This is a genomic window from Clostridium hominis, assembly GCF_014287825.1.
GTDB classification, from domain to species: domain Bacteria; phylum Bacillota; class Clostridia; order Clostridiales; family Clostridiaceae; genus Clostridium; species Clostridium hominis.
Genome location: NZ_JACOOO010000024.1, coordinates 17369 through 43556, shown reverse-complemented (window position 1 = coordinate 43556; position 26188 = coordinate 17369). Strand labels below are relative to the sequence as shown.

General features: G+C 29.4%; 25 protein-coding genes and 1 pseudogene. 23 read left to right on the top strand and 3 right to left on the bottom strand.

Annotation, left to right across the window (positions count from 1 at the left end; all coding sequences use genetic code 11):
- Positions 1 to 4: 4 nt before the first annotated feature.
- The 13 genes from H8S20_RS11445 (at position 5) to H8S20_RS11385 (ending at position 13153) form a co-directional block, all read left to right on the top strand.
- Positions 5 to 1639, top strand: a complete 1635-nt coding sequence (locus H8S20_RS11445) for an AMP-binding protein (RefSeq protein ID WP_186860193.1) — start codon at positions 5 to 7, stop codon at positions 1637 to 1639.
- Positions 1612 to 2751: an acyl-CoA dehydrogenase family protein gene (locus H8S20_RS11440; RefSeq protein WP_032118366.1), complete on the top strand. Its 1140-nt coding sequence runs from the start codon at positions 1612 to 1614 to the stop codon at positions 2749 to 2751. The genes H8S20_RS11445 and H8S20_RS11440 overlap by 28 nt, the downstream gene beginning before the upstream one ends.
- Before the next feature lie 15 nt (positions 2752 to 2766).
- Entirely contained in the window at positions 2767 to 3552 is a 786-nt protein-coding gene (etfB, locus tag H8S20_RS11435; protein ID WP_032118367.1) for an electron transfer flavoprotein subunit beta, read from the top strand.
- Between the two features lie 22 nt (positions 3553 to 3574).
- On the top strand, positions 3575 to 4789 hold the full coding sequence (locus H8S20_RS11430; protein WP_186860192.1) for an electron transfer flavoprotein subunit alpha: 1215 nt from the start codon (positions 3575 to 3577) through the stop codon (positions 4787 to 4789).
- Positions 4783 to 5496 (top strand): YczE/YyaS/YitT family protein, encoded by a 714-nt coding sequence (locus H8S20_RS11425; RefSeq protein ID WP_366456118.1) that lies wholly within the window; start codon positions 4783 to 4785, stop codon positions 5494 to 5496. The genes H8S20_RS11430 and H8S20_RS11425 overlap by 7 nt, the downstream gene beginning before the upstream one ends.
- Entirely contained in the window at positions 5489 to 6730 is a 1242-nt protein-coding gene (locus H8S20_RS11420; protein WP_186860190.1) for a CaiB/BaiF CoA transferase family protein, read from the top strand. Before H8S20_RS11425 ends, H8S20_RS11420 begins: the two co-directional genes overlap by 8 nt.
- Positions 6731 to 6814: 84 nt before the next feature.
- Positions 6815 to 7003: a hypothetical protein gene (locus H8S20_RS11415; protein ID WP_032118370.1), complete on the top strand. Its 189-nt coding sequence runs from the start codon at positions 6815 to 6817 to the stop codon at positions 7001 to 7003.
- Between the two features lie 100 nt (positions 7004 to 7103).
- Entirely contained in the window at positions 7104 to 7718 is a 615-nt protein-coding gene (locus H8S20_RS11410) for a sugar O-acetyltransferase (protein WP_032118371.1), read from the top strand.
- A 107-nt stretch (positions 7719 to 7825) separates the two neighbouring features.
- A complete protein-coding gene (locus H8S20_RS11405; protein ID WP_186860189.1) occupies positions 7826 to 8629 on the top strand; it encodes an alpha/beta hydrolase in 804 nt (267 codons plus the stop codon).
- Positions 8630 to 8913: 284 nt separating this feature from the next.
- On the top strand, positions 8914 to 9456 hold the full coding sequence (locus tag H8S20_RS11400) for a DUF2800 domain-containing protein (RefSeq protein WP_186860188.1): 543 nt from the start codon (positions 8914 to 8916) through the stop codon (positions 9454 to 9456).
- Positions 9457 to 9555: 99 nt separating this feature from the next.
- Positions 9556 to 10560: a helix-turn-helix transcriptional regulator gene (locus H8S20_RS11395; protein ID WP_186860187.1), complete on the top strand. Its 1005-nt coding sequence runs from the start codon at positions 9556 to 9558 to the stop codon at positions 10558 to 10560.
- Between the two features lie 57 nt (positions 10561 to 10617).
- The gene (locus H8S20_RS11390; protein WP_186860186.1) at positions 10618 to 11943 is read left to right on the top strand and encodes a replicative DNA helicase; all 1326 of its coding nucleotides are present in this window, start codon (positions 10618 to 10620) and stop codon (positions 11941 to 11943) included.
- A gap of 178 nt (positions 11944 to 12121) precedes the next feature.
- Positions 12122 to 13153, top strand: coding sequence for a winged helix-turn-helix domain-containing protein (locus H8S20_RS11385; protein WP_186860185.1), 1032 nt, complete (start codon positions 12122 to 12124; stop codon positions 13151 to 13153).
- A gap of 170 nt (positions 13154 to 13323) precedes the next feature.
- Here H8S20_RS11385 and H8S20_RS11380 read toward each other — a convergent pair whose 3' ends face one another.
- From H8S20_RS11380 to H8S20_RS11370, 3 genes are all read right to left on the bottom strand, one after another.
- Entirely contained in the window at positions 13324 to 13539 is a 216-nt protein-coding gene (locus H8S20_RS11380; RefSeq protein WP_032118376.1) for a DUF2922 domain-containing protein, read from the bottom strand.
- A gap of 189 nt (positions 13540 to 13728) precedes the next feature.
- Complete coding sequence (locus tag H8S20_RS11375) at positions 13729 to 13953, bottom strand: DUF1659 domain-containing protein (protein ID WP_032118377.1); 225 nt, start codon at positions 13951 to 13953, stop codon at positions 13729 to 13731.
- A gap of 86 nt (positions 13954 to 14039) precedes the next feature.
- On the bottom strand, positions 14040 to 14231 hold the full coding sequence (locus tag H8S20_RS11370) for a YvrJ family protein (protein ID WP_186860184.1): 192 nt from the start codon (positions 14229 to 14231) through the stop codon (positions 14040 to 14042).
- Between the two features lie 304 nt (positions 14232 to 14535).
- On the opposite strand from H8S20_RS11370, the gene H8S20_RS11365 reads away from it, so the two are divergent.
- From H8S20_RS11365 to H8S20_RS11325, 10 genes and pseudogenes are all read left to right on the top strand, one after another.
- Positions 14536 to 18054, top strand: a complete 3519-nt coding sequence (locus H8S20_RS11365; RefSeq protein ID WP_186860183.1) for a GH92 family glycosyl hydrolase — start codon at positions 14536 to 14538, stop codon at positions 18052 to 18054.
- Positions 18055 to 18156: 102 nt separating this feature from the next.
- On the top strand, positions 18157 to 18603 hold the full coding sequence (locus H8S20_RS11360; protein ID WP_186860182.1) for a hypothetical protein: 447 nt from the start codon (positions 18157 to 18159) through the stop codon (positions 18601 to 18603).
- Between the two features lie 99 nt (positions 18604 to 18702).
- Positions 18703 to 18906: a hypothetical protein gene (locus tag H8S20_RS11355; protein WP_186860181.1), complete on the top strand. Its 204-nt coding sequence runs from the start codon at positions 18703 to 18705 to the stop codon at positions 18904 to 18906.
- A gap of 373 nt (positions 18907 to 19279) precedes the next feature.
- Positions 19280 to 20968, top strand: coding sequence for a hypothetical protein (locus H8S20_RS11350; RefSeq protein WP_186860180.1), 1689 nt, complete (start codon positions 19280 to 19282; stop codon positions 20966 to 20968).
- A 33-nt stretch (positions 20969 to 21001) separates the two neighbouring features.
- Positions 21002 to 22558 carry a hypothetical protein gene (locus H8S20_RS11345; protein ID WP_186860179.1) on the top strand — a complete coding sequence of 519 codons (1557 nt, stop codon included), beginning with the start codon at positions 21002 to 21004 and terminating at the stop codon, positions 22556 to 22558.
- Between the two features lie 295 nt (positions 22559 to 22853).
- A pseudogene (locus H8S20_RS20480) lies at positions 22854 to 23243 on the top strand (nuclease-related domain-containing protein); the annotation flags it as partial.
- 168 nt (positions 23244 to 23411) lie between these two features.
- Positions 23412 to 23621: a topoisomerase DNA-binding C4 zinc finger domain-containing protein gene (locus tag H8S20_RS20335; protein WP_207725316.1), complete on the top strand. Its 210-nt coding sequence runs from the start codon at positions 23412 to 23414 to the stop codon at positions 23619 to 23621.
- A 205-nt stretch (positions 23622 to 23826) separates the two neighbouring features.
- The gene (locus H8S20_RS11335) at positions 23827 to 24927 is read left to right on the top strand and encodes a DGQHR domain-containing protein (RefSeq protein WP_186860178.1); all 1101 of its coding nucleotides are present in this window, start codon (positions 23827 to 23829) and stop codon (positions 24925 to 24927) included.
- 2 nt (positions 24928 to 24929) lie between these two features.
- Positions 24930 to 25460: an HNH endonuclease gene (locus tag H8S20_RS11330; protein ID WP_186860177.1), complete on the top strand. Its 531-nt coding sequence runs from the start codon at positions 24930 to 24932 to the stop codon at positions 25458 to 25460.
- A 321-nt stretch (positions 25461 to 25781) separates the two neighbouring features.
- Complete coding sequence (locus H8S20_RS11325) at positions 25782 to 26171, top strand: hypothetical protein (RefSeq protein WP_186860176.1); 390 nt, start codon at positions 25782 to 25784, stop codon at positions 26169 to 26171.
- Positions 26172 to 26188 lie beyond the last annotated feature (17 nt).

Below are 26188 nucleotides of genomic sequence, written 5' to 3'. Positions count from 1 at the left end.
TACCATGGATAAACTTATCTCAAAGACAATTGGATATTGTTTAAAAGAAAGAGCTGAAAAGACTCCGGGTATCATTGGATTAAGTTATCGTGATTATAGTTATAGCTGGAGGGAAATAGATGAAATTTCTGACTTTTTAGCAGTTAAGTATTTAAAGTATGGAATAAAGAAAGGAACTCATGTAGGTATATGGAGTGTTAATACTCCAAATTGGGTATTTGCATATTTTGCTTTAGTTAAGCTAGGGGCTATAGCTATATTAATTAATACCTGTTATAAGGAGACAGAACTTGAAAAAATATTAAAGTATTCAGATGTAGAATACATTTTCTATGGAAATGGGATTAAGGATTTAAATTATAAAGATATTTTAGACAAGATTAATATATCAAACTTGCCTAAGTTAAAAAATACATTTCCCTTAGAAAAAAATGATGATATCAAATGGTATAGGAGATCAGATTATCCAAGTGATATGCCTGTAGATGATTGTAAAAAACTTATACAAGCTATAAACCAAGTAAATGCCAAGGATACTGCAAGCATTATGTTTACATCAGGTACTACTAAGAGTCAAAAAGGAGTTTTGCTTTCTCATTATAATCTGGTAAATAATTCTTTATCAATTTCAAGACAAATGGGATGGAATGAACAAGATAAAATATGTGTTGCTGTAAGATTATTTCATTGCTTTGGAATAACAGCTGGAATTTTATCAGCAGTACATTCAGGATCATGTATTCACTTGATTAAGTATTATAAAACATGTGAAGTATTAAATCAGATTGAAAAGTATAAATGCACTGTACTAAATGGAGTTCCCACTATGTTCATGGCAATTGTACGAAATAGTAAGTTAAAAGATTATGATATTTCTTCTGTTAAAAGTGGGATTATTGCTGGTTCAGCTATACATTCAGAAGAGTATATCAATATATGCAAAATATTAAATTTGAAATATTTACAACCATCATATGGACAAACAGAAACCTCACCTTGTATTACTATATCAGCACTTAATGATTCTATTGAAAAGAAGGCAGTTAGTGTTGGTAAATCTATAGATAATGTTGAAGTTAAGATATGGAATTGCAAAGAAAACAGAGAATCAAAAGAAGGTGAATTAGGAGAAATTCTTACAAGAGGATATCATGTGATGAAAGGTTATTATAAGATGCCATTGGAGACAGACGAGGTAATAGATTCAACTGGATGGTTACATACGGGAGATTTGGGATTTATAGATAAAGAGGGTTACCTTTATGTAAAAGGTAGGATAAAAGAAATAATAATTCGAGGTGGAGAAAATATTTCACCTGTAGAGATTGAATATTATATAAAAAAATTGCCTTCTATAAAAGAAGTTAAAGTGATTGGAGTTGAAGCAGAGGTGCTTCAAGAAGAGATTGTAGCTTGTGTTGTTCCTAAAGAAAATTGTGAAGTATCTAAGGAAGAAGTTCAGGCTATAGTATCTAAATATTTAACAGCGTATAAAGTACCTAAATATGTATTGGTATTTGATAAACTTCCTACTACATCCAGTGGGAAGATAAAATTAGGAAAGCTAAAAAAAATTGTAGAAGAGAGAATTAATAACAAGGAGGAGTATATATGTATTTTACAGAACAACATGACTTAATAAGGAAATTAGCTAGAGATTTTGCAGAAAAAGAATTAACAAATGAAATTCTTGATAAAGTTGAAGAAACAGGTGAATTTCCAGAAGAAATATTAGAAAAGATGGCTAAGGCAGGCTTTTTTGGTATAAAGGCTCCAGTAGAATTAGGTGGTCAAGGAGCTGACGCTAGAGCTTATGTAATTGTTATGGAAGAAATAGCTAGAGTTAGTGGAGTAGCTAGCATTTACGTATCATCTCCAAACTCACTATCAGGAGGACCATTACAATTATCAGGAACTGATGAGCAAAAGGAAAAGTATTTAAGACCTGTTATAACTGGTAAAAAGAAATTAGCTTTTGCTTTAACAGAACCAGGAGCAGGTTCAGATGCTGCAAGCATGACAACTACTGCAGTAAAAGATGGAGACTATTATGTATTAAATGGACGTAAGTGTTTTATAACAATGGCACCACTTGCAGATTACTCAATAGTTTATGCTAAAACAGATGCTACTAAAGGAGCTAAAGGAATAAGTGCTTTCGTAGTTGATATGACACTTCCAGGAGTATCATGTGGTAAACCAGAGCACAAAATGGGTGTAGTAGGATGTGCCACTAGTGATATTATTTTAGAAAATGTAAGAGTTCATAAAAGTGATTTATTAGGAGAAGAAGGAAAAGGATTCATAAATGCAATGAAGACTTTAGATACAGGTCGTATGGGTGTTGCAGCACAATCAATAGGTGTAGCTCAAGGTGCATTAGATGAAGCTATCAAATATGCAAAAGAAAGAAAGCAATTTGGAAGAAGAATTGCAGATTTTCAAGCTATAAGCTTTATGATTGCAGACATGGCAACAAAGTTAGAGGCTGCAAAACAATTAGTATATAAGACAGCATACTTAATGGACAACCATAAAGATGCATCTAAAGCAGCATCAATGGCAAAATATTTCTCATCAGAAGTTTGTAATGAAATTGCTGGTAAAGCAGTACAAATCCATGGTGGTTATGGATTTATAAAAGATTATAAAGTTGAACGTATGTATAGAGATTGTCGTGTATTTACAATTTACGAAGGAACATCTCAAGTTCAACAAATGGTTATAGCAGGAAAACTTTTAAAGAAGTAAGGGGAGGACAATAATATGAAGATTTTAGTTTGTGTAAAACAAGTACCTGATACTAACGAAGTAAAAATAGATCCAGTAAAAGGAACATTAATACGTGATGGAGTTCCAAGTATATTAAATCCAGATGACGCTAACGCTTTAGAAGCTGCATTAACTTATAAAGATGAAAATCCCGATACAAAAGTTGCAGTTATAACAATGGGACCACCACAAGCAACATATATGTTAAGAGAATGTCTAGCTATGGGAGCAGATGAAGCATATCTTCTAAGTGACCGTGCCTTTGGAGGAGCTGATACATGTGCTACTTCCACAACAATAGCAGCAGGTATTAGAAAAGTAGAAAATGTTGATGTGATTTTTGCAGGACGTCAAGCAATAGATGGAGATACAGCTCAAGTAGGTCCACAAGTCGCACAAAGATTAGGTTTGCCAGTTGTAACATATGTTCAAGATATAAAACTAGAAGAAGGTAAAGCTATAGTTCATAGACAAATGGAAGATGGATATGAAGTAATAGAGGTACAAACACCTTGTCTTTTAACTGCTGTTAAGGAGTTAAACGAACCAAGATATATGTCTATAGGTGGAATAGTTAATGCTTATAAGAAAGAAATAACAGTATGGAATCATGAAGATGTAGAGTTAGATCCAAAGGATTGTGGATTAAATGCATCTCCAACTCAAGTATTCCGTTCATTTACACCAGCACCAAAGGGAAAAGGTGAAATGTTAGAAGGAACAGTTAGTGAAATGGCTGTTAATGTTTTAAATAAATTAAGAGAAAAACACTATATTTAAGTAGGAAAGGACTGAGGATAATATGGCTATAAATGTAATTAATGAAAAATGTAAGGGTTGTGCAATTTGCGCTAAAAACTGTCCATTTAATGCTATTACTATGGAAGGAAAATTAGCTGTTATAGGATCAGCTTGTACTGGATGTGGTGTATGTGTAGACAAGTGTCCATTTAAAGCAATAGAAAAAGTTAAAGAAGAAAAATCTGGAGTAGATTTAAGTGAGTACAGTGGAGTATGGGTATTTGCTGAACAAAGAGAAAATAAAATAATGCCAGTTGTTGTTGAATTATTAGGAGAAGGAAAGAAGTTAGCTAAAGAAGTAGGCTGCGAATTATCTGCTGTTCTTTGTGGATATAATGTAGAAGGATTAGCTGATGAATTATTTGAGTATGGTGCAGATAAAGTATATGTTGCTGACTCAAAAGAATTAGAAAATTATACTACAGATGGTTATACTAAAGTAATTTTTGAAGCTATAAGTAAATATAAACCAGAAATAGTTCTACTAGGAGCAACTCATATAGGAAGAGATTTAGGTCCATGTTTAGCAGTAAAAGCAAATACAGGTTTAACTGCTGACTGTACAAAGTTAGAAATAGACCCAGTAGATAAGAAAATAAAACAAACTCGTCCTGCATTTGGTGGAAACTTAATGGCTACAATAGTATGTCCAAATCACAGACCACAAATGTCTACAGTAAGACCAGGGGTAATGGCTAAAGCTGAACATACACCAGGTAGATCAGGAGATGTAATTAATTTAGAAGTTGCATTTAATGAAGGAGATATAAGAACTAAAGTATTAGAAATAGTTAAGAGTGTTAAAGAAACAGTTTCATTAACTGATGCTGAAGTAATAGTAGCAGGTGGAATGGGACTTGGAAAACCAGAAGGCTTTGATTTATTAAAGGAATTAGCTAAAAAATTAAATGGAGTAGTTGCAGCATCTAGAGCAGCTGTTGATGCTGGGTGGATTGATCATGCATACCAAGTAGGCCAAACAGGTACTACTGTAAAACCTAAGATATATATAGCTTGTGGTATATCAGGAGCTATTCAACACGTAGCAGGCATGCAAAATGCAGAACAAATAATAGCTATTAATACTGCTGAAAATGCACCAATATTTGAAGTGGCTGACTATGGAATAGTAGGAGATTTATATAAAGTAGTTCCAGCTATGATTGATGAATTAAATGTAGCTACAGAATTAAGCATGGAAGAACAATTATGCTAAAAACTTATGGCAAGAAAATATTCTCTTATTGTTTAGGGATGTTATTACTAGCTTTTGGGGTGACATTTTCAATTAAATCAAATTTGGGTGTGTCACCCATTAATTCAATACCATATGTTTTAAGCTTAATAACTGAAATAGACCAAGGGTTATTAACAACTATTGTTTTTTCAATATTTATTTTAATGCAAATAGTTATTCTTAGAAAAGATTTTAAGATAATTAATTTGATACAGATAATATTTTCAAGTGCCTTTGGTAGCTTTGTAACATTATCAAATAATATATGGACTTTTCAAGCACCAACAAATTATATTATGAGATTAATAATTCTTTTAGTTAGTATGGTATTAGTTGCATTAGGATTACTTTTTTACCTAGCTGCAGATATAGTACCAATGCCAGCAGAAGGAGTTATGTTAGCAATTCAAAGTAAAACAAATAAAGACTTTGCAAAAATTAAAGTATTATTCGATACTACAGTAGTAATTATTGCAAGCTTATTATCATTACTTTTATTAGGCAAACTAATTGGTATTAGAGAAGGAACTTTAATAGCAGCAATAGGTATAGGTAAAATATTAGGAGTTTTAAAAAGAAAATATAATAGTTATATTGTAGATTTTATAAACAAGGATATAAGAATAGCTGATGATAGTGTTAGCGAAGATGATATAGATTACGGGAGGGAATTAAATTATGAGTAATAGAAAACCATTAAAAGGAGTTAAGGTTGTAGAACTTGCAACTTTTATAGCTGCAGCTAGTGCAGGAAGATTTATGGCAGACTTAGGAGCAGACGTTATAAAAATTGAAACAGCAAAAGGTGATCCTTTAAGATATACAGCTCCATCAGAAGGAAGACCTTTAGATATGTATGAAAATACAACATGGGAATTAGAAAATGCTAATAAACGTTGTATATCATTAAATATGAAAGATCCAGCAGGAAAGGAAGCATTCTTTAAGTTATTAGATACTGCAGATGTACTTATAACTAACTGGAGAGTTCAAGCTTTAGAAAGAGCTGGATTAGATTATGAAACATTAAAAGTTAAATATCCAAAGCTTGTATATGCAATATGTACTGGCTATGGTGAATATGGTCCAGATAAAGATTTACCAGGATTTGATTTTACTGCATATTTTGCAAGAGGTGGATACTTAGAGTCATTAAGACAAAAAGGAACAGTTCCAATGAATGTAGTTCCAGGACTTGGAGATCATAATGTTGGTATGAACCTTGCTGCAGGTATACTTGCTGCTCTTTATCAAGCTAAAGTAACAGGTCAAGGTGAAAAAGTTGAAACAAGTTTATTTGAAAGTGCTATATACAATATGGGTATGATGGTACAAGCTGCAAATTATGATGGTATTGCAAAAGAATATCCAATAAATATAAGAGAAGGTGCAAATCCATTTAACTCAGCATGGAGAACTTCAGACGAAAGATTTATCCAAACTTGTATGCCTGACTTCAATACTTATTATAAGAAATTTATAACAGCTATTGGAAGAGAGGACTTAGTAGATAATGAAAGCTACTTCCCAATCCAACATCTTCAAGCTAATAAATTAGGAACTGAATTATACGATATAGTTATGGATGCTTTCGGTAAGAAAAATGTATCAGAATGGAAAGAAATTTTAACTAAGGCTGATATTCCATTTAGCGTGGCACAATCATGGACAGAAATATTAGAAGATGAACAAGCTTGGGCAAATAACTGCTTCTATAAAATGAAATATGATAACGGTAATGAAAGAACTTTAGTACATCTACCTGTTAAGTTCAAAGAAATGGGGACTCCTGAATATAATAAGGGACCATTAATAGGTGAACATGGGGTTGAAATATTAGAAGAGCTTGGATATTCAGAAGAAGAAGTAAAAGAGTTAATAAATAATAAGACATTATTTGTTTGGGAAGATAATAAATAAGGTTATGTAATAAGAAGAGGGTGCTGTAAAATGAGTTAATTTAATCAATTTGCAACATCTTCTTTTATTATTTTTTATAATGTCATGTTTGATAAAAGAAGATCTAAAGGTAAGTTAGGAAGAAAAATATCTGGAAGAGTAAGTAATAAGATAGGTTTATTTAATGGGATAACTATAACTTTTATGTTAAATATTGATAAAAGCATTACCAATTGTATTAATTCGTATTATAATTTAATGGATATAAAGATAATCAAAAGATTTAATATTTAGAAATATATACACCGGTTAGATAGTTAAGAGTTAAGAGTTAAGAGTTAAGAGTTAACAATTGTAAAATTATTTAGGTGTATAATTGAGGAGGAGAGTTTATATGGAAATACAAGAAATAAAAAAAAGAATGTATAGTGGAAAGCTTTATTATTGTGATAATGAAACATTGGCTAATGAGCAACTTAAGTCTTTGGAAATGTTATATGATTTTAATGCAACACGTCCTTTAGAGCAAGATAAGAGAAAAGAGCTTTTAAAAAATATGTTTGCTGAAATAGGTGAGAATTGTTATATAGAACCACCGCTTCATGCAAATTGGGGTGGTAAAAATGTTCATTTTGGTAATGGAGTTTATGCTAATTTCAATCTTACACTAGTTGATGATTGTGATATATTTGTGGGGGATAACGTTATGTTTGCTCCAAATGTTACTATAACAACTGGAACACATCCAATACATCCAATATTAAGAAGTAAAAAAGCTCAATATAACCTACCTGTTCATATAGGGAATAATGTGTGGATTGGCGCAGGTGTCACTATATTACCAGGGGTTAAGATTGGAGATAATACTGTAATTGGTGCAGGGAGCGTAGTTACTAAAGATATTCCAGCTAATGTTGTAGCCATAGGAAGCCCTTGTAAAGTTTTTAGAGATATAAATGAAAATGATATGAAATATTATAATAAAAATATGGAAATTGATATTGAGTAACAACTATTAATATAATTTGAAGTAAATAGAAAGTGGACAGGTTAATTTAAACTATAAAAAGGCAAACAGGGTATTAAAATTATTTGAATTTAAATGAGGTGTTGAGAATGTATAGAATTGAAAATTTCAGTGTTCACATAGGGGAATTAGGTAGAGATAGAATGGTAAGAGTATATTTACCAGGTGATTATGATGAAAAAGAAGATAAAAGATATGCAGTACTTTATATGCAAGATGGACATAATTTATTTTATGAGGAAACTGCATCATTTGGGGAAGCATGGAGAATTCAAGATGCTGTAAGTGCCATTGAGAAAGAAGGTAGAGATGGAATTATAGTAGTAGGAGTAGATTGTAATTTAGATGGTGGTAGACCAGATGAATATTCTCCTTGGGTAAATGAAAATTTATCAGAGTTCATACCTTCAAGTAGTTTAAAAAGTGGTGGTGGAGAAGGAGATCTATATGTAGATTTTTTAGTTAAAACATTAAAACCACTTATAGATAATAAATATAGAACTCTAAAAGATAGAAGTAATACATTTATTGCTGGATCCTCATTAGGAGCATTTATTTCCTTATATGCAGGATATAAATATAAAGAAATATACTCAGTTGTTGGAGCATTTTCAACAGCAGCTTGGTTTAAAAAAGATAAATTGATGGAATTTATAAGAGAGAACTTTAAAAAAGGAACTAAGGTTTATTTAGATATAGGAACTAATGAAACTTCAGATAGAAAAAATGAAAACTTTAATAGTATTTATTTAGAAGACACAAAAGATATAGCAAATTTGCTTTTAGAATTAGGACAAGATAGTGAAGATTTGAAGCTTGTTATTGATGAAGGGGCAAAGCATTCTGAAGCCGCTTGGAGAAAGAGATTTCCAATATTTTTAGAGTGGATTTAAAGTAGGACTACGAAGGTCTAGAAAATTTCCAGGTACGAGCTACAATGGATAGAAGAATTATATAAATAAGCAACAAATACCTCCTAGGTTAAAATTTGACCTGGGAGGTATTTGTTTTGAAGGGATAACGGAATAATTTTCAATATATTTTATAGTAAAATCTGTCGATAAGTTAGCATAAAACTTCATATTTATGCAACATTCATTTTCTATAATTTAAATATAGGAAATAAAAGAAAATAAATTAGAGCTTAATGCAATATTTAAGTTGAAATGGAGGATTTATGGGTAATAATAATTTAACTTTACAAGAAAATGAGAAAATTATAAAGGATTTAACTATTTTAAAGCTAAAAAAGAATTTTGGGTTTATAAAAAGTGATGAATATGAAGAGGAACTTATTGATCTTACTACTGATTATGAGTTAACTGATTTTTTAGAAGTCTTATCTAAGATTGCCTTTGAAGAGGTTATGAAGCAGGTTGAAGAGATGGAGATGGAAGGTGAAGTTATCAAAGTATTGCTTAATGAAAAGTTAGAATTACATTGTGATGGGGATGTAACCGAAGTTAATGCAGATGTAATTTTAATGAGCAAAGCGAGTATTGAAGTAATTGATATAAAATCCTTCGATTATGATTTTATTAATTCTTCAAAAAATATAGATATTAAGCTCCTTGGATTAGCTACTATAGACAAGTTCTTAAGTAGTATTACAAATGATAATATAAGACTTACAATAATTCAGCCAAACTTAATGACAACATCTATATACGAAACAGATATAGTGAGTCTTCTGCATCAATGTGAATATAACTTAATATAATTCGAAACTAAGAATTGGAACTTAGATATTTTTGTTTCTATGTGATACTTACTTTGCACTGTTTATTAAGTGCTTATGTAAGTTCACATAACATCATTTATGGTTAGTATAATAAAAGCTTTAAATATAATTGAAAGGAAAATATATATGGATATGAAGGATGAGAATTTAATAAGCACTATATTTAATGATAAAAACTTAAATAAAGATGAAAGATACATGATTTTAACTCTTAAATATTATGATAATGATGGAGATAACATAATAAAAGTTACCTTAAGAGAATTATCCAATGTATTTGGTATAACAAGAATCTCAAAGGTTCAGTCAATTTTAAAAGCTTTAGTAGATAAAGGATATATATCTACTGAAAAATCTATAGGAAAAGCAACTAACTATAGTTTTGTAAAAGAAGGCTTAATATTTAAAAATAATGAAGATATAAGTAATGATCAAATAGCACCTAAGGCCGAAAAGGTATGTACAGAAAGTAATACTCAAATAGAACCTATGGTCGAAAAGGTATGTACAAAAAGTAATTGTCAAATAGTACCTAAGGCTGAAAAGGTATATACAAAAAGTAATGACCCAATAGAAGAAAGTAATAAAAAAATACTTAGTGAATCTATAGAGACGTGTAATTGTAATGAGAGTAGAATTGGGACAAAATCAAGTGAAATAGACAGTTTGACAGGGGTATACAATGCTAAAAATAGTCTGTCAGATAGAGATAAAGATGATAATATAAATAGTTATATAAATAATAATATAAATAATAAATTATATATAAATATATTTAATACCTGGAATAAAATTAATATAAATAGGGAGGCACATATAAATCCTAAAATCACAGATTCAATAAATTCAGCATCTAAAAATTATTTAGAGGAGCAGATTATACAAGCTATAGAAAACTACAGTAAGGTTTATCATAGCAATCATTATTATAATCATCCTTGGAATCTTGTTAATTTTCTTAGTAGACCAAATGGAATCAAGAGGTTTATTGATACTGGGGATATATGGCTAAGTTATAAAAATAAATATGAAAATGAGGAGCTTTATGGAGCAGATTTTGATATAGAAAAATATATTGATTAGTGGACTAGATCGAGGTGAGAGGTAACTTTTGGTGAGATAAAAAGAGGGGGAGAGTTTATGTTAGACAATAATCAAGTAGTTTTAGAGCAGGAAGTTTTGTGCTCTATGTTTAGGAATAATGAGCTTATTATAAAGGCTAGAGACAGTATAAAGCCTGAGATGTTTTTGTATGATAAGCATATGAAAATTTATTTAGGGATATTGGATATGGTAAACAATAAGATGGAAGTAGATTTAGTTACTTTTCTTCAATATCATAGCACTGAAATTAAAAATATGGATGGAGCATCTTATATTTCTGATATTTATACATGTAATGGTAGTGATAGTGGCTTCAATACAAAGCTAGAGTTACTTATTAAAAATTATAAAAAGCACCTTTATGTTGAAATGATGAATAAGTTAAATGGTGATATGGCACTTGAGGATATTGAAGGTGAACTTGAAAATGTAAAGGTTAAAGTTCATAAGTGTGAGATTAAAAAGGAGTTAGATATTGTAAGTCAGTTTGATGACTATATAAATTGGTTATATAACTCAGATAGAAATAATGGTATAAAAAGTGACTTCATACATCTTGATAAATATTTAGGTAACTTCCAGAAAGGTAGACTTATTACTGTATTTGCTAGAAGTGGAGTTGGTAAAACAACATTTTCACTTCAGCTTGCTGCAAATATGATTGAAAATAAAGCTAAAGTATTTTATGGTAGTGCAGAGATGACAAGAAACCAAGTCTTTAACAGAATGGCAGCTAGTCATTTGTCTATATCTAGTAAATCTATAGATGATGATTCAATTAATAATCAAGATAAGGATAACATAACAAAATATATGGCAAAACTTCTTAATAGCAGCTTTTATGTATCAACAGAAACAGATTTTAATAAGTTTATAAATGAAGTTAAAGTGTACAAGCTTCAAAATTCTTTAGATGTAGTTTTTGTTGATTATATAAATAAGTATATAGACTTTAGCGATAAAGATATTATGACAAACAAGCTTGGAAAAATAAGTGGAATGCTTAAAACTCTAGCTATGGAAGAAGATATATGTATAGTACTAATGGCTCAAGCTAATAGAGTTGTTGATAAAAAAGGTGGAGATATGGCTATAGAAAAGATTGATTCTAGTGATATTCAAGATAGTGCTAGAATTGAGCAAGATAGCGATCAGGTTATAGCTCTTTATAGAAATATAAAGCTTGATGATAAGATGTATAGAGAAGCTTTATTTAAAAAGGGAAAATTAAAATATTCATCAAAAAATGCAGATGAAAACCCAGAATGTATAAATGCAATATTAATAAAAAATAGACATGGAGACAGAGGAACCTGTGCTTTAAGATGGAACGGCAGATATTCAAGAGTAACAAATTTTTAAAATTTATAATCTAAAATAAAATACTCGTAAATGAGTATAATGCTTAAATAAAAAACATACAGAGTGATAATTCGAACATATTTTCTAAAAAAGTATTTAAATATTATTGGAAATTATGTATAATATTTATATCGAATGTACGTTTGGTTAGAAGGGTGTTGAATTGGGGGAATAAAAATTGTTATCTGGGAGAGAGTTTAAAAGAATTAGAGGCGAAATAACTAAAATACTTAAAGAAATTACAGAACATGAATTATTTAATAATTTTATATTTTATGATGAGGTTCCTACAGAAGAATTACAATATTGGAAGTATGATATTTCAATAATAGAAGAGGATTTTAATGCTTCAATACAAAGTGTATGTGGTTACTTTGTTGCTTCTCAAAAGGTTATGCAAAATAGAGAGTGTAATATTAATGGCTTTTTTAGAATCAATGATATTATAGCTGAGGAATTTTATTATATTGATAATGTGAATGGGCCACTAAATAAGTTAGCAAATAGCTTGAAAGAAATTAAAAGCTTTGCAGAAACAGATCTTGAAATTTCAATAGGAATAAATGCAGGAATCAATAATGAATGCCAATGGCTTAGAGAAGTTTGTGAAGAAAATATGCTTATAATACATTCAGCTGAAAATGAAGACTTTGTAGATGTAAGCTGTATGATGAGTGAAAGATATGACCTTAGATGTACAAAGGAGAAAGATAATAATAAAGTAGAATTATTAAGAATTCCTTTTGATAAAGTAAAATATTTTGATAACTTTGAAAGGATTAATAATAGAAACAATTATTATGAAGAAGAAAAATACAATTATATAAACAGCAATACTGAGAAAGAATATAAAAGTGAAATAAACAATACTACAGAAAATGATGAAGATAATGGTACTACATATGAAAAGTTATGTGAATTAATAAGTGGTGTATGGACATATGATGAGCTTATAGTAGATTTCACTCAAAAAAGAATAACAAAAGAAGGAGAAAAAATAAGATTAGGTAAAAAGCAAATGGAAATACTGAAGATACTTGTATACAATAAAGGCAATATTATAAGCAGGGAGCAGCTAATACAATATGTTTGGTATACTGATGAAGTTAACGATAGAACAGTTGATGCACATATAAGTAAAATAAGAAGAGAGCTAGGATTAACATGCATAAAATCAGTTCCAGGATATGGGTATAGATTAGAGTGCTAATTAATAATACAAACTTTTAGTATTAAAAGGGACAGTATATAGATTTTTTTACACAAATCTATATACTGTCCTTTTTAAGAGAGAATAGAAAAAGATCCAGCTACTCATAATGATTAGCTGGATCTTTTTAGAAAGGTGAAAATACCGATTTCTGATTTGGTAATTTATAATTAAATTTCAAATTTAGTGATTTGTCTTTCAGTTACCTTAGCTGCATACTTGGCAACTATAGCTCCCTTTTTGCTTACAAAAATATCATTTTCTAAAATGATATCCATTAAGTCGGATACTTCCTCAGTACTAAGGTTTTGTTTAACACCTGAAATTGATAATGAATATTTTTCGTCAGTTTCAGTTAAAAAAGTCATTGATAAAGTATATTCCATAGTTTGTTCCCCCTTAAACGATATTTAAAATTTTACCATAATGGCACAGGTAATTTTGTTTAGTAGAAGTTAAGTGAAAGTTCAAATCTCTGATTTGGTAACTTGAACTTACACTGTAAGTGTATACCTATGAACGTATCTGAATAGGTGTTTCCTTTATAAGCCCTTCTAGGTTCAGTCAGTTAGAAATTAGTTGTTTTGTAGTAGTGATGTTTCGTTTACGTAGTAAGCGACAGTAGTGTTCTTTAAAACTGTCTTAATACCTTCGGCTACAGCGAAGATTGAGTCAGCAGAAGCATTTCCTTTAACATTAGCAAAGGATTTTGTTTTGTAAACTGTGTTTCCTTCGTCGTCAGTTCCATTTTCAAGCTTAAAAGCTAATGATACTTTTTGTAATTCTTTATTGGCTGCCATTTAGCATACCCCCTTTTTATTTCTTCACTTAATAAATATGATGTAATATAAAAGTTTTATTGTTTTTACTGAACTTTTATATATTTTTAAGAAATTCTTTTAGTTATTTCATCATTATCTATTACAATGCCAAGCTTAGTTGAGACTATAGTATTTAGCTTGTTAATAGAGTAGGTTAAGTTCATTATTTGCTTTTCTAGTCTTACTAACAGATAAGCACTAATGGCAACAGGAAAGCCAACATTAGCGATTAAGTTTAATAAATCATTAATTTCCATAAATAAACCTCCTTTAGATTTAAAGTTTAAAAGTATGTCTACTTATTAAATATGAAAGTGGTAGGGGATTTTTATACTTATTAGTAATAATAAGTTATACTTTAAAATAAGATACTCGTAAATGAGTATAAGCATGATAAAAAATACACTTAACTTATAGTTTTTCAAAGATAAGAATTGATGAATTAGAGCTAGAATTTGAGGAAGTATAATAGTAATAATATTTTTGTATTAAATATATAAAATGACATTATTTATGTTATAAGATTCAAATGAAAAAACTAATATATTTGTGGAGGATAAAATGCTAATTAGAAATAAGAAAATTATTGCTATATTATTGGCAATTGCTATATCAGTTACAAGTGTAGGGTATAAAGCTGTATTTGCTTTTGATAAAATTAGTAGATTGAAAGAAGGTGAAAGAGAAATATTATTTGAGACATCATTCGAACTAGATGAAATAGATAAAAATTTTTTAACGTCAACTGTTGATAAAACTAAAGGAAGCAAAAATATCTATGGCTTAGATATGGAATCATCTATAGATGGAAACATTAACGATATAGGAATTAATAATGACGAAGAAATAAAAACAAAAATGAGTACAAAGATTACAAAAGGTCCTACAGGTACATGGAATCAGGCATCGGGAAAAGGCTGGACAGGTGACAGAGCTATGGAGATTGCAGGAATTCATAAAGGTAATGGAGAGGCGTATTCATATAATGTAATTTATGAGGATTTAAATATTAAGGTGGATAAGGATACTAGATTGAGCTATACAATTTTTCCAAGTATGCTAGATGCAAGTAATTATGATTATGATTATACTCAAATGCATATTTCAATAGATCTAGAGTTTACTGATGGAACTTATTTAAGTGACTTAGGAGCGATAGATCAGTATGGTACTAGGTTGAATCCACAATCTCAAGGGGATAGTAAAGTTTTAACTACTAACCAATGGAATTATATTTCAAGTAAAATAGGCGATGTTGCCAAAGGGAAAATAATTAAAAATATATTATTTGTTTATTATAATAAAGAAAATCCAAAAGAAGTAGATGCTAAATTTAAAACCTATATAGATGACCTAAAAATCTATAATGAAATAGATAAAAAATATAAGCATAAATCTGATTATGTTAACATTTTGAGGGGAACTAATGATTCACCAAATTTTTCTCGTGGATTAACAGTTCCAGCAGTGGTAGTACCTCATGGTTTTAATTTTTTTGCACCTGCAACAACAGATGCAGATAATAAAATATATAATTATCAAGATAGAAAATTAAAACATATAACTATATCCCATGAGCCATCATATTGGGTTGGAGATAGGGGTACTTGGCAATATATGATTAATACATCTATAAATATTGATGATGTAACTAGTGGAAGTGATATTGGAAATAAATCAAGAGAAGCTGAATTTTCACATGAAAATGAAGTTGCAAAAGCTCATTATTACAGCGTAACCTTTGATGAAGGTTCTAATGCTAGTAATTCGAAGATAGAGATTGCTCCAACAGAGCATGGAGCTGTAAGTAGATTTACCTTTGACAAGAATTCAAAAAATAGAAATATAATCTTTGATAGTACAAGAGCTGATGGTACCTTAGTATACAATGAAGATGGTTCATTTGAAGCTACAAGCAATGACATAAGCAATGGTATGCAAAAGATGTATATTTATGGTGAGTTTTCTGAAAAACCAATAGCAACAAAGGTTGAAGGTGATAAACAAGGTATTGCAAGTTTTAAAAGTGATGTTGTAGAACTTAAATTAGCAACTTCATTTATAAGTATGGAGCAGGCAAAAAAGAATCTTGAATTAGAGATAAAATGCAGTGATAATTTTGATTCAATCTTTCAACAAGTTCAAAATCTTTGGGATGAAACATTAGATTTTGTAGATGTAAAAGGTGCTACAGAGGATCAACTAGTAAGTTTATATTCAAATATATATAGATTAAACGCTTATCCAAACTTATTATCAGAAAATACTGGTACTAATGAAAATCCACAGTGGAAATATAAATCACCTTATAATGAGCATCAGGTTGTAGATGGAATTTTATATTATAATAATGGATTCTGGGATACATATCGTACAGTATGGGCTGCTTATGATTTATTTACAAGTAAAAAAGTAACTAAATTACTAAATGGATTAGTTCAGCATTACTATGATAATGGTCATGTACCAAGATGGATTGCACCAGGTGGTACTAATTCAATGGTTGGAACAAGTTCAGATATTATATTTGGAGATGCAGCAGCTAAAGGTATAGAATTTGATCTACAAGGAGCTTACGAATCAGCAATTAAAAATGCTGCAGCAGCTGTTGATCCAAAGAACTTAACAAATGGTGGTCGTGCTTTGTTAAATAAGTCTATCTTTGAAGGATATACTGCACATGACGAGCAACACGAAGGATTTTCTTGGTCAATAGAAGGATATTTAAATGATTATGGAGTACATCAACTTGCAAAAAAATTAGGTAAGGAAGATGAAGCTGAATACTATTTAAATAGAGCTTTAAATTATTCTAAGCTATTTAAATCAACAGGTGATGATGTATCTAAAAAATGGCTAAGAGGAAGAAATGCTAATGGTGATTGGTCATATTCTGATGAAGACTTTAATCCATTCTTCTGGGGAGATGATTACACTGAAACTAATGCTTTCAATATGGCTGTATCAGTAACTCAAGATGGGCAAGGTTTAGCAAATTTATATGGTGGAAGAGAAGCATTAGGGGAAAAGATTGATACTATTTTTAATACAAATGGTGATTACTGGGGATATGGTGCTAATAAAAGCATTGGTGGAATTCATGAACAAAAAGAGGCTAGAGAAATAAAATTAGGACAATATGGACATTCAAATCAACCATCACATCACATTGCATATATGTATAATTATGCTGGGCAGCCTTGGAAAACACAAAAATATGTAAGAGATATATTAAAGCGTATATATGTTGGAAGTGATTTTGGTCAAGGATATATAGGGGATGAAGATAATGGAGAAATGAGTGCCTGGTATCTTTTTTCAGCACTTGGATTCTATCCTGTATCAATGGGGAATGATGAGTATGCTATAGGAGCACCTTTATTTGATGAAATAACAGTTAAACTAGATAATGGCAAAAAGATTAAAGTAAAAGCTCATAATAATAGCGATGAAAATATATACATCCAATCTATGAAGCTAAATGGTGTAGAATATAATAAAAACTATATAAAACACTCTGCTTTAAAAGATGGAGCAGTAATAGAATTTGTAATGGGTAATACACCTAATTATAAATGGGGAACAGGTGAAGATGATCTACCTACATCAATTACAAAAGGTGATGAAATACCAAACCCTTTAGAAGATATAACAATTACAAATGTTAAAGTATCAGATAAATTAGAGAAAGAAGTATACGCTGATACTGTTTATTCAAATATTAAAGATGTTAAAGCTTTATTTGATAATGACTCTAATACAGCTGCGATTTTAAATAATTCTGAGAATAATGAAATAATATATAGCTTTACAACTCCAAGTGAAGTAAGGATGTTAACTTTAACATCAGCACGTGAAGGAGATGCACCAACTGGATATATTTTAAGTGGTAGTTGTGACGGTGAAAATTGGGAGGTTATAGACGAAAGATGTGATCTAAGATTCCAATGGCAAAGATACACAAGGCCATTTAAATTAAATGATGAAAAGATAAAAGGATATAATCATTATAAGTTAGAATTAATTGGTGGAAATACCTTATCAGAGATAGAGCTTATAGGGAAACACTTAAGGACATAAGGATATTATTAGTTTGTATCTTTTTATAAGCTCAAAGTACCTTTCATAAAAATATAATACTATTAATATAATTAATTTATGAAAGAGAAATGAGGGGATAACATGGATAACGTATTAAATATTGAGAAATGTAAAATTTGTGGAGGTTTAGTTAGTATAGAAAATTCATCTGATGGATTAACTAAGATTTGTACTTGTTGTGGTTATTTTTACAAAAAAGAAAATCAGAAGAGTGAAGTAGGAGGTCACTGTGGAGATTGTAATAAAGAAGAAATTGATTCTGTAGATATAAAAGAAATCGAATATCTAAATCCATGCGGAGCTTATAAGCTAGTGACTTTTAGTGGAATTGGGCAAGTAGGAACTTTGGGAGAAAATGTCAGTGAAGAAGAAGTATTAAAGAGATTTAATTTTACTGATACTTCTAGATTAGATTTAAATAAAACCTATATTAATTATAGAAATACAGAGACAAATGAATTTAAAGTAATCTTTGGAAATGGTAATCCAGAGAGTTATGATGAGTTTGTTGGAAAGGTAAAACACTAGTTGAGATTAAATTCTAAGAAGGAATAAACTATTATGCTCCATCTATGGATAGTATGAATAAACTGTATTGTAATAGAAAAGAAGCAGATAGATTTATCAGTGAAATTTAGAAATCAACTTTTCGTTGCTTTAACTAGAGCTAAGTGTTGGGTTAAGGTTAGGGGAGTTGGAGATTATAAATTCTATGAAGAATTTAATAAAGCTATAAATGCTAATGAAAAATTTGAGTTTAAGTTTATTAGGCCAAAAAATAATGCTGATGATCTAGAGGCTAAAGATGTTGATAGTGAAGAAAGTAATTAATAAGAAGATATATCAATAAACATAATAGAAGAAACAAAAAAATATTAAATATAATGGAATGATTGAAGTGGTTTTCAATTTAAGCTTAGGAGTTAAGGCTCTTAAGCTTTTCTTTTTACCAATGATTTTATAGATGCTTAAAATTAAGTAAGACAATTGTTTAATAGGAAGAGAGCAATTATCATATAATTTATACTTTAAAATATAATATTTATAGACAAGGAGAAATACAGCAAAAATATACAAAAGTTCACTTTAAAGTATAAAATAAAACAAATAATTTCATTTAAATTGAATATATGTAATAAAATATATATAATTTATTTGTATGTAAAAATATACTAAATATGCATTGTAATTGTGAGGAGAGTTTATGTCAGTAGAAAATTATATTAAGAGTAATATTAAAAATGCAGGAGATAAAGTTTATGTTGTACCTGAAATTCCAGAAAAGAAATTAAATAATGCTATTTCTGCCATTGCACCAAGCATAAATCCAGAATACGTTTTAGCTATAATAGATTCAACATTATTTGGAAGTGCAAAAGAGGGATTAATCTTTACTGGAGAAGGAATGTATAAAAAATATTCTTTTGAAGAAAGAGAAGAATATAGATTTGAAAATATAAAAAAGGCTGAATATGAAGTTACAAAGAAGATAAAAGATAATGGGAAAGTAGAAGAGAAGGAGCATATTTATCTGCAAATGGATGATGATAATAAAATTGAATTATCTTCATCATATTTGATGAATGTAAAGTATAAGGAATTAGTTAAAGTAATTAATGGAATAATTAACGAAGCTGGTGAAGATAAACAGTATATAGCTACATCACAAATGCTTCCTTTAGCATCTATGGATAATGATATAAAGGACGCATATGTAAAAATAATCTGTAATTTTGCGTACTCAGATGATAATGAAATAGATTCTAAGGAGTATGCTGAAATAATTTCATTAATAGTTAGAATAGACTATAATAGTGAAAATCGTTTAAAGATAAGAAGCTATATGTGTGATAAGTCAGAGTGTGAGAATACCGATGATTTAATTCAGTATATTAATAATAATGTTCCAGAAGGTAGTTTAGAGGTAATAAGAAAATCTCTTATAAAAGATATAATTTATATATATAAGATTAACAATGATATAAATAATTGGAAAGAAAATAGGTTTATTGTTGATTTACAAGAAAAATTTAATATTGAAGATGAGCATGTTAGATTAATTTTAGAAGCAATCAAGAATGATGAAGAAATTTTATCAATGAGAAAAAATGATAGTGAAATAAAGAAATCTATGAAGGATTTAGCAGCAAAAGCTGGTGCTGTAGGAGTTCCTTTAGCTGCTATTTATTTTTCAGGGTCAGTAGTTGGTATGAGTGCTGCTGGAATAACATCTGGATTAGCAACTTTAGGAATGGGTGGATTATTAGGTTTTTCAGGTATGGTTACAGGAGTAGGAGTAGTAGTTTTACTTGGAGTTGGAGCATATAAAGGAATAAAAAAAGTTACAGGTATAGGTGAATTAGAGAATAACAAACAAAGAGAAATGATGTTACAAGCTATAATAAAAAATTCTCAAAAATCACTAGATTATCTTATAGATGATGTTAATGAAATTTCTAGATTACTCATGGATGAGATGAGAAACGGATTAGAATCTTCAAAGAAAATTGAAAAGCTGTCTGCGTTATTATCTATGATGAGCAAGGGAGCTAAGGCAACTTCGGAGAAAATTAATTATGCAGAAAGTGAATCTGTTATATCTCATTTGCCAAAAAAATTAGATATGCTTAGATTAGAGGAATTAACAAGTGAACCGACAAAACAAAAATTCCGTGAATATATACTAGCTTGTTATGAAGAACAAGAGGTAAATAGGGAAGATGGAGATGAAAGTTCTATTGAGTTTATTTTAAATGATAAGCTTTCTTTAAATCAATTTGAACAATTATATGCTGTTTTTGAAGCAATTGGTTATACAAATGTAACTGATGCAGCTTTTGCATCTGCAAAGGGAGCAGCTAAAAATTTAGTTAAGAGTGTTTTAGGTAAGTAAGAAATTAAAGAACTTTACAAGGGGGCTGTAAATATGCCAGAAAAACATATAGGTGATGAGGTTTTACAACAAGCTGGGAAATCAATGTTAGTACAAAAACATCAGGGACAAACTATAGAAAAACAGTTAGGTAAAATTCAGTCATCTCTAAATGAGTTAGCAGAAATAAATAGTAAAAATATAGATGAGCTTGATTTGTTACTTATGCAAGCAGAATTGTTATGTCAAGAACAAGGGTTAGATACTAATAATTATAAAGATTATATTAATGATATAGATTTGTTGTCAGAAGATGAGAAGTCAGAAATTAAGGTTGATAACCTTGAAATGCTTAGTGTTGTTGGAGTTAATGATAATATTAGTTGGGAAGAATATATGAATAATATTAACTCCTATGCAGAAAAAAACAAAATTAATTTTTCTAAAGATCCATTTGAAAATCTAATGACTGAAGCAGAAAAATCAGAGCTTGGAAAAAGAATACGTGAAGATTATACAATGAAAAAAGCAAATTGTGACAAGTATGATTATCTTATTGCAGGTTTTTGTGGCGTTGCTACTGGATTAATTGATGTGTTTTTTGTTGGTATGCCTGGTGAAAGTAAATTAGGAAATTGGACTGATAAAAAGGTTTATAATATAGTAGAAAAATTCTCTCAAATTGTATGGAATTCTGATAAGAAAAACGGACTTACTAATTCAAAATCAGCTCCGGAAGGAATAGCAGGTGCAATTGGATATCTAGAGAGAAGATTCAAAGTTAACTATGATGCTAGATATGCAGCTGATTTGAATTTAGGTGATAACATTTTAAATATGAGTGCAAAAAATCATCACTTAAAATCATTAGGACATGCTCCTGATTTAATAGGATTATTTTTTTCAGTTTTAGATCAGTTTACAGGAAAAAATAGCTTTATAAGCGATGGTAGAATCATTAGAGTTGAACCTATAGGAAATCATTTTGAGTTAAAAGGTGGAAATTTCTTTGCTAAGTTATTTTCAGGTTTTTATAATTGGATAGGACATATTATGTCTGATATTGCTGGATCAAGTGGTACAAGAGGTCATTTGAAAAATGGAAGAGGTGCAGGTGTTGCTATACCATTTTTTGAAATGTTTCAATTATGTAATTTTGGTTCATTTAATGTTAATGGTGAAGAGAAAAATTTAGCAGAGTTATCAGTTAAGATATTTGAATCAGGTTACGATGCAAGACATGGTGCAACTATGGCTATACCGGTTATGATTAATGAAATTATGATTAGATTGCTATGGTCAATAAAAAGTCGTTTTTATCATGGGAATACGTGGAAGGATTCTATACCTTTAGGAGATAAACCAGAGCTTAGACGTATGTTATTAGTTGGACATGGTTCATTATGTATTGTAGATGGAATTGATGCTGGATTGCGCTCTGGTGGCAATATATTAAACTTTGCACTTCATTTAAATTTAATAGGATGGTCCAGGTTTGCTTTTGCAGGATTACAGGAAGTTAGGTTAATTTATAATAAAAATGCTTTGAATATAGAGTCTATAGATACTGATTTACAACAGGAATGGGAGATGTTATACGGAGCATTGTAAGTTATAAGTGATATTTAAAATAGAAAAAGGTCCAGTCAATCATTATGATTAACTGGATCTTTTTTACTTATAAAGATGTTATTGTTTAAAATAATATCCATGGTAATTAATTATTTGTTTAATTTGTCGCTGAATGTATAGATTTGAACTGACTGAGGTTGCTAAAAGTACCAAATCTAAAATGAATATTTAAAACTAAGTAATAATGAGTTAAAATCATATTACAAAAATTATAGGGGATATATGGTATAATATAAATATAGGTTGTTAAGGGATTTTTATAGGTGGTGGAGATATGGATTTTGTATTATTAACAATACTTTTTGTTGTTGCAGCAGTTCTTTCAAGTCCTAAATATAAAGGGCGAAAAGGAGAACAGAAAGTTGCAGGATATTTAGATAATTTAGATGTTAATGAGTATAGAGTTATTAATAACTTACTTTTAAAAACTGAATATGGAAGTAGTCAAATAGATCATGTAATTGTATCGGTGTATGGGATATTTGTTATATAAACAAAAAACTATAGGGGCTGGATAGTTGGAAGTGAATATGCCGATAACTGGAAACAAGTTATATATAAAAGAAAAGAAACTTTAAGAAATCCAATAAAACAGAATTATGGACATATAAAAGCATTAAAGAAAAAACTAAGATTACATAATAATATAAAATATATATCTATAATAGCTTTTACAAATAGAGCTACATTAAAGGTTAATACACAAACACCAGTAATTTATACAAGGGATCTTTTAAATGAAATTAGAAGATATAATGAGAGAACTCTATCTATACAAGAGGTAAATGATATACATAATTCTTTAGCAAGTAATAACGTAGATTCAAAAGAGATGAGAAAGGAACATGTCAATAATATAAAAAGAAATATAAGAAATGGTAGATCATCGCAGAATATGGATATTTGTCCTCGGTGTGGAGGAAGTCTACTACAAAGAAATGGGAGGAATGGATTTTTTATAGGTTGTAGTAATTTTCCTAAATGTAGGTTTACTAAAAATATATGGATGAATATGTATGTGATAAAAAGCAAATTGAGATAGCGTTTTGGAGAGAAACTAAGAATTAAAGAATTATAATGAAGCATTTGTTAGTGGCAGGTGCTTCTTTTTTTGATTAAATAATTAGCATATAAAATTAAAGGTAATAAATAAATATAAGTTAGATCTAAAATTCGAAAAAATTAATCATTTTTTCTTTGTGCTAGCATATCATTAAAATATAAGCAATAAATTTTAGGAGTTAAAAATGAATAAAGTAGATCTTACACCAATTATACAAAAAGGCGAAATTTTTTGGTTTTTCAAATCTGATCCAAGGATTGTTGTAAAGTTGTTAGCAGATATAAAAGATGGGGAAGAGCAAGAAGCACAAAGGCCTTGGATAAAGAAGAAGGTTAAGGAAATTAGTGATTATGTCGGAGGGAAAATTAAATTTGAAGGATCAGTATTGAAGTGTGCAGGAATATTACCTTCAGCCCCGGTGCTAGATATAATAGATCCGCTAAAAATACAGAAAGATGATAAAGGTAACTACTATATTGAATTTCCAACAACTGAGGAGGAGATTAAAAATTTCTTAGGATGTATTGAAACTGTCGATGGGCAGCATAGGCTTCGTGCCTTCATGGATGACTTTATCAACATGAATTTATCAGATGATATAGTATATGAAATGGGATTTTTCGTGTTTGAAAACCTGGGCTTACAGGAAAAGAGAGAATTATTTTTGATAACTAATGAAAAGCAGGATACAATGTCTAAGAATTTATTAAAGTTAATGAAAAAATATCTTGGACTACTTGATGATAACGATGAGAGAATATACGAAATTGTAGAAGGCTTAAATAAAGAAAATTACTCTCCTATTAAGGGGAAAATTGTTATTGGAGAGCAAAAGGTTAGTGGTGGTTGGAAAGAAACACAGGTATCAAAAGTAATAAAGAATAGTGATTCTTTTAATAAGTTAAAGGATTTAGAGGATAATAAGATTAAAAAGATTATTTCTAATTATCTTAAGGCGTGGGAAGAAGTATATAATAAGAAGATAAAAACTAATAAACATATAATAACTAAGATTAGTGGATTTAGATTTATGATGTATATATTCCCTAAGATTTATGATACATTAATAAATTTAGAACTAGCAGCAACAGTTGATAATTTTAAAACCTATGTAAAAATTGTGAAAGATGCTTCAGCAGTAGATGATGTCTTTGATGATAAAACTCATAAGCTTGCGTTTAGAGGTGAAGGTGGTACAATAAAGCTTGCCAATGATATTGCTGGTGAATATGAAAAAATTCTAAAGAAGCGTTCTAAAAAATTTGATCCAAGTGATGGAATATAACAATGGTAAGTGAATTAAATGATCTTCTAACAAGAAATAATATAAAAATTGAAAATTTCGAAGTTGTAGTATATCAATATTTTATTTTATCTGTATTTGAAGATTTAACTTTATATCTTCGTAAAGGTAACAATAAGAAGGCGTTTAGAAAAATTCTTAGAAATTCAACAGATAAAGATCTAGAAGTGAGAAAAATAGTTGGAAGAATAACTGGGCTAGATTTAAATGATAAAGAAATAGCTAGGATCTTAGAATTGATCCTAGCCTTTTATAATAAAAGGGATACAAGAGAAGGAGTATCTAAGGAGACGAAGGTATTACTTTTAGAAAGTCAACGATATAAGTGTAAGATATGTGGAGAACATATTAATTTAAAGAACTCACATTATGATCATATAGTTCCTTGGTCATTAGTAGGTGATGAACTTAAGGATAATTATCAGATGCTTTGCGAAGGATGTAACCTACGAAAGAAAAATAGTATTATTTTTGGTGTTAAAGAATTTTTTAAAAATAGAAATAAAGTAATGTAACTAAAATAAATATATAATTATTTGATTACTATGCTATAGAAATATTTAATAAAAGTATAGTAATTATTTAGAAAAGGTAGTTAGAATGAACTACCTTTTTTGTGGTATATAATTAAGATATATTAATGAGGTTACTAGATAAAGATAATAAAATACTTTAGGATAGTTAACAACATAATTTATGATCAGTACTTTTAAGATGATTTTGAAAATTCATGATGATATAATAAAGTAGACAAATTTTTTATGAAAATATTATGTGATGTGTTTAAATGATGTAATAGTAGAAAGTTTGAATTTGTATGTAGAATATTAAACTTATTGGAGAGTGGGACAATTATACTAGATGGGGAATTTTTCAGTGTAAAAAGTGAAGATTACAATGAAAAAACATATAATTGTGTAGTAAAAGCTGTTGAAAAGCTTGACGAGATTGGAGATAAGCCTTTAATGATGCTTGGAAAAATACAAAGTGGTAAAACAAGATCATTTATAGGGGTAATATCATTAGCTTTTGATAATGGATATGATTTAGCAGTAGTTTTAACAAAAAACTCAAATGCACTTGCAAAGCAAACTACAGCAAGAATGAAAGATGAATTTAAAGAATTTAAGGATGAAGACATTATAGAAATATTTGACATAATGTGTATGGCACTAAGCATGTCACAATTTGAGCTTGATAAGAAGATGATCATCGTTGTAAAATAGGAAAAGAACAATATTCC

Bases quoted from the DNA above. Each gene is read 5' to 3' on its own strand.
- H8S20_RS11390 (WP_186860186.1), top strand. From the start codon at position 10,618: ATGTTAGACAATAATCAAGTAGTTTTAGAGCAGGAAGTTTTGTGCTCT.
- H8S20_RS11415 (WP_032118370.1), top strand. From the start codon at position 6,815: ATGTTTGATAAAAGAAGATCTAAAGGTAAGTTAGGAAGAAAAATATCT.
- H8S20_RS11430 (WP_186860192.1), top strand. From the start codon at position 3,575: ATGGCTATAAATGTAATTAATGAAAAATGTAAGGGTTGTGCAATTTGC.
- H8S20_RS11365 (WP_186860183.1), top strand. From the start codon at position 14,536: ATGCTAATTAGAAATAAGAAAATTATTGCTATATTATTGGCAATTGCT.
- H8S20_RS11370 (WP_186860184.1), bottom strand. From the start codon at position 14,231: ATGGAAATTAATGATTTATTAAACTTAATCGCTAATGTTGGCTTTCCT.
- H8S20_RS11360 (WP_186860182.1), top strand. From the start codon at position 18,157: ATGGATAACGTATTAAATATTGAGAAATGTAAAATTTGTGGAGGTTTA.
- H8S20_RS11330 (WP_186860177.1), top strand. From the start codon at position 24,930: ATGGTAAGTGAATTAAATGATCTTCTAACAAGAAATAATATAAAAATT.
- H8S20_RS11405 (WP_186860189.1), top strand. From the start codon at position 7,826: ATGTATAGAATTGAAAATTTCAGTGTTCACATAGGGGAATTAGGTAGA.
- H8S20_RS11380 (WP_032118376.1), bottom strand. From the start codon at position 13,539: ATGGAATATACTTTATCAATGACTTTTTTAACTGAAACTGACGAAAAA.
- H8S20_RS20335 (WP_207725316.1), top strand. From the start codon at position 23,412: ATGAGAAAGGAACATGTCAATAATATAAAAAGAAATATAAGAAATGGT.
- H8S20_RS11350 (WP_186860180.1), top strand. From the start codon at position 19,280: ATGTCAGTAGAAAATTATATTAAGAGTAATATTAAAAATGCAGGAGAT.
- H8S20_RS11420 (WP_186860190.1), top strand. From the start codon at position 5,489: ATGAGTAATAGAAAACCATTAAAAGGAGTTAAGGTTGTAGAACTTGCA.
- H8S20_RS11375 (WP_032118377.1), bottom strand. From the start codon at position 13,953: ATGGCAGCCAATAAAGAATTACAAAAAGTATCATTAGCTTTTAAGCTT.
- H8S20_RS11395 (WP_186860187.1), top strand. From the start codon at position 9,556: ATGGTTAGTATAATAAAAGCTTTAAATATAATTGAAAGGAAAATATAT.
- H8S20_RS11440 (WP_032118366.1), top strand. From the start codon at position 1,612: ATGTATTTTACAGAACAACATGACTTAATAAGGAAATTAGCTAGAGAT.
- H8S20_RS11335 (WP_186860178.1), top strand. From the start codon at position 23,827: ATGAATAAAGTAGATCTTACACCAATTATACAAAAAGGCGAAATTTTT.
- H8S20_RS11445 (WP_186860193.1), top strand. From the start codon at position 5: ATGGATAAACTTATCTCAAAGACAATTGGATATTGTTTAAAAGAAAGA.
- H8S20_RS11400 (WP_186860188.1), top strand. From the start codon at position 8,914: ATGGGTAATAATAATTTAACTTTACAAGAAAATGAGAAAATTATAAAG.
- H8S20_RS11345 (WP_186860179.1), top strand. From the start codon at position 21,002: ATGCCAGAAAAACATATAGGTGATGAGGTTTTACAACAAGCTGGGAAA.
- H8S20_RS11410 (WP_032118371.1), top strand. From the start codon at position 7,104: ATGGAAATACAAGAAATAAAAAAAAGAATGTATAGTGGAAAGCTTTAT.
- H8S20_RS11425 (WP_366456118.1), top strand. From the start codon at position 4,783: ATGCTAAAAACTTATGGCAAGAAAATATTCTCTTATTGTTTAGGGATG.
- etfB (WP_032118367.1), top strand. From the start codon at position 2,767: ATGAAGATTTTAGTTTGTGTAAAACAAGTACCTGATACTAACGAAGTA.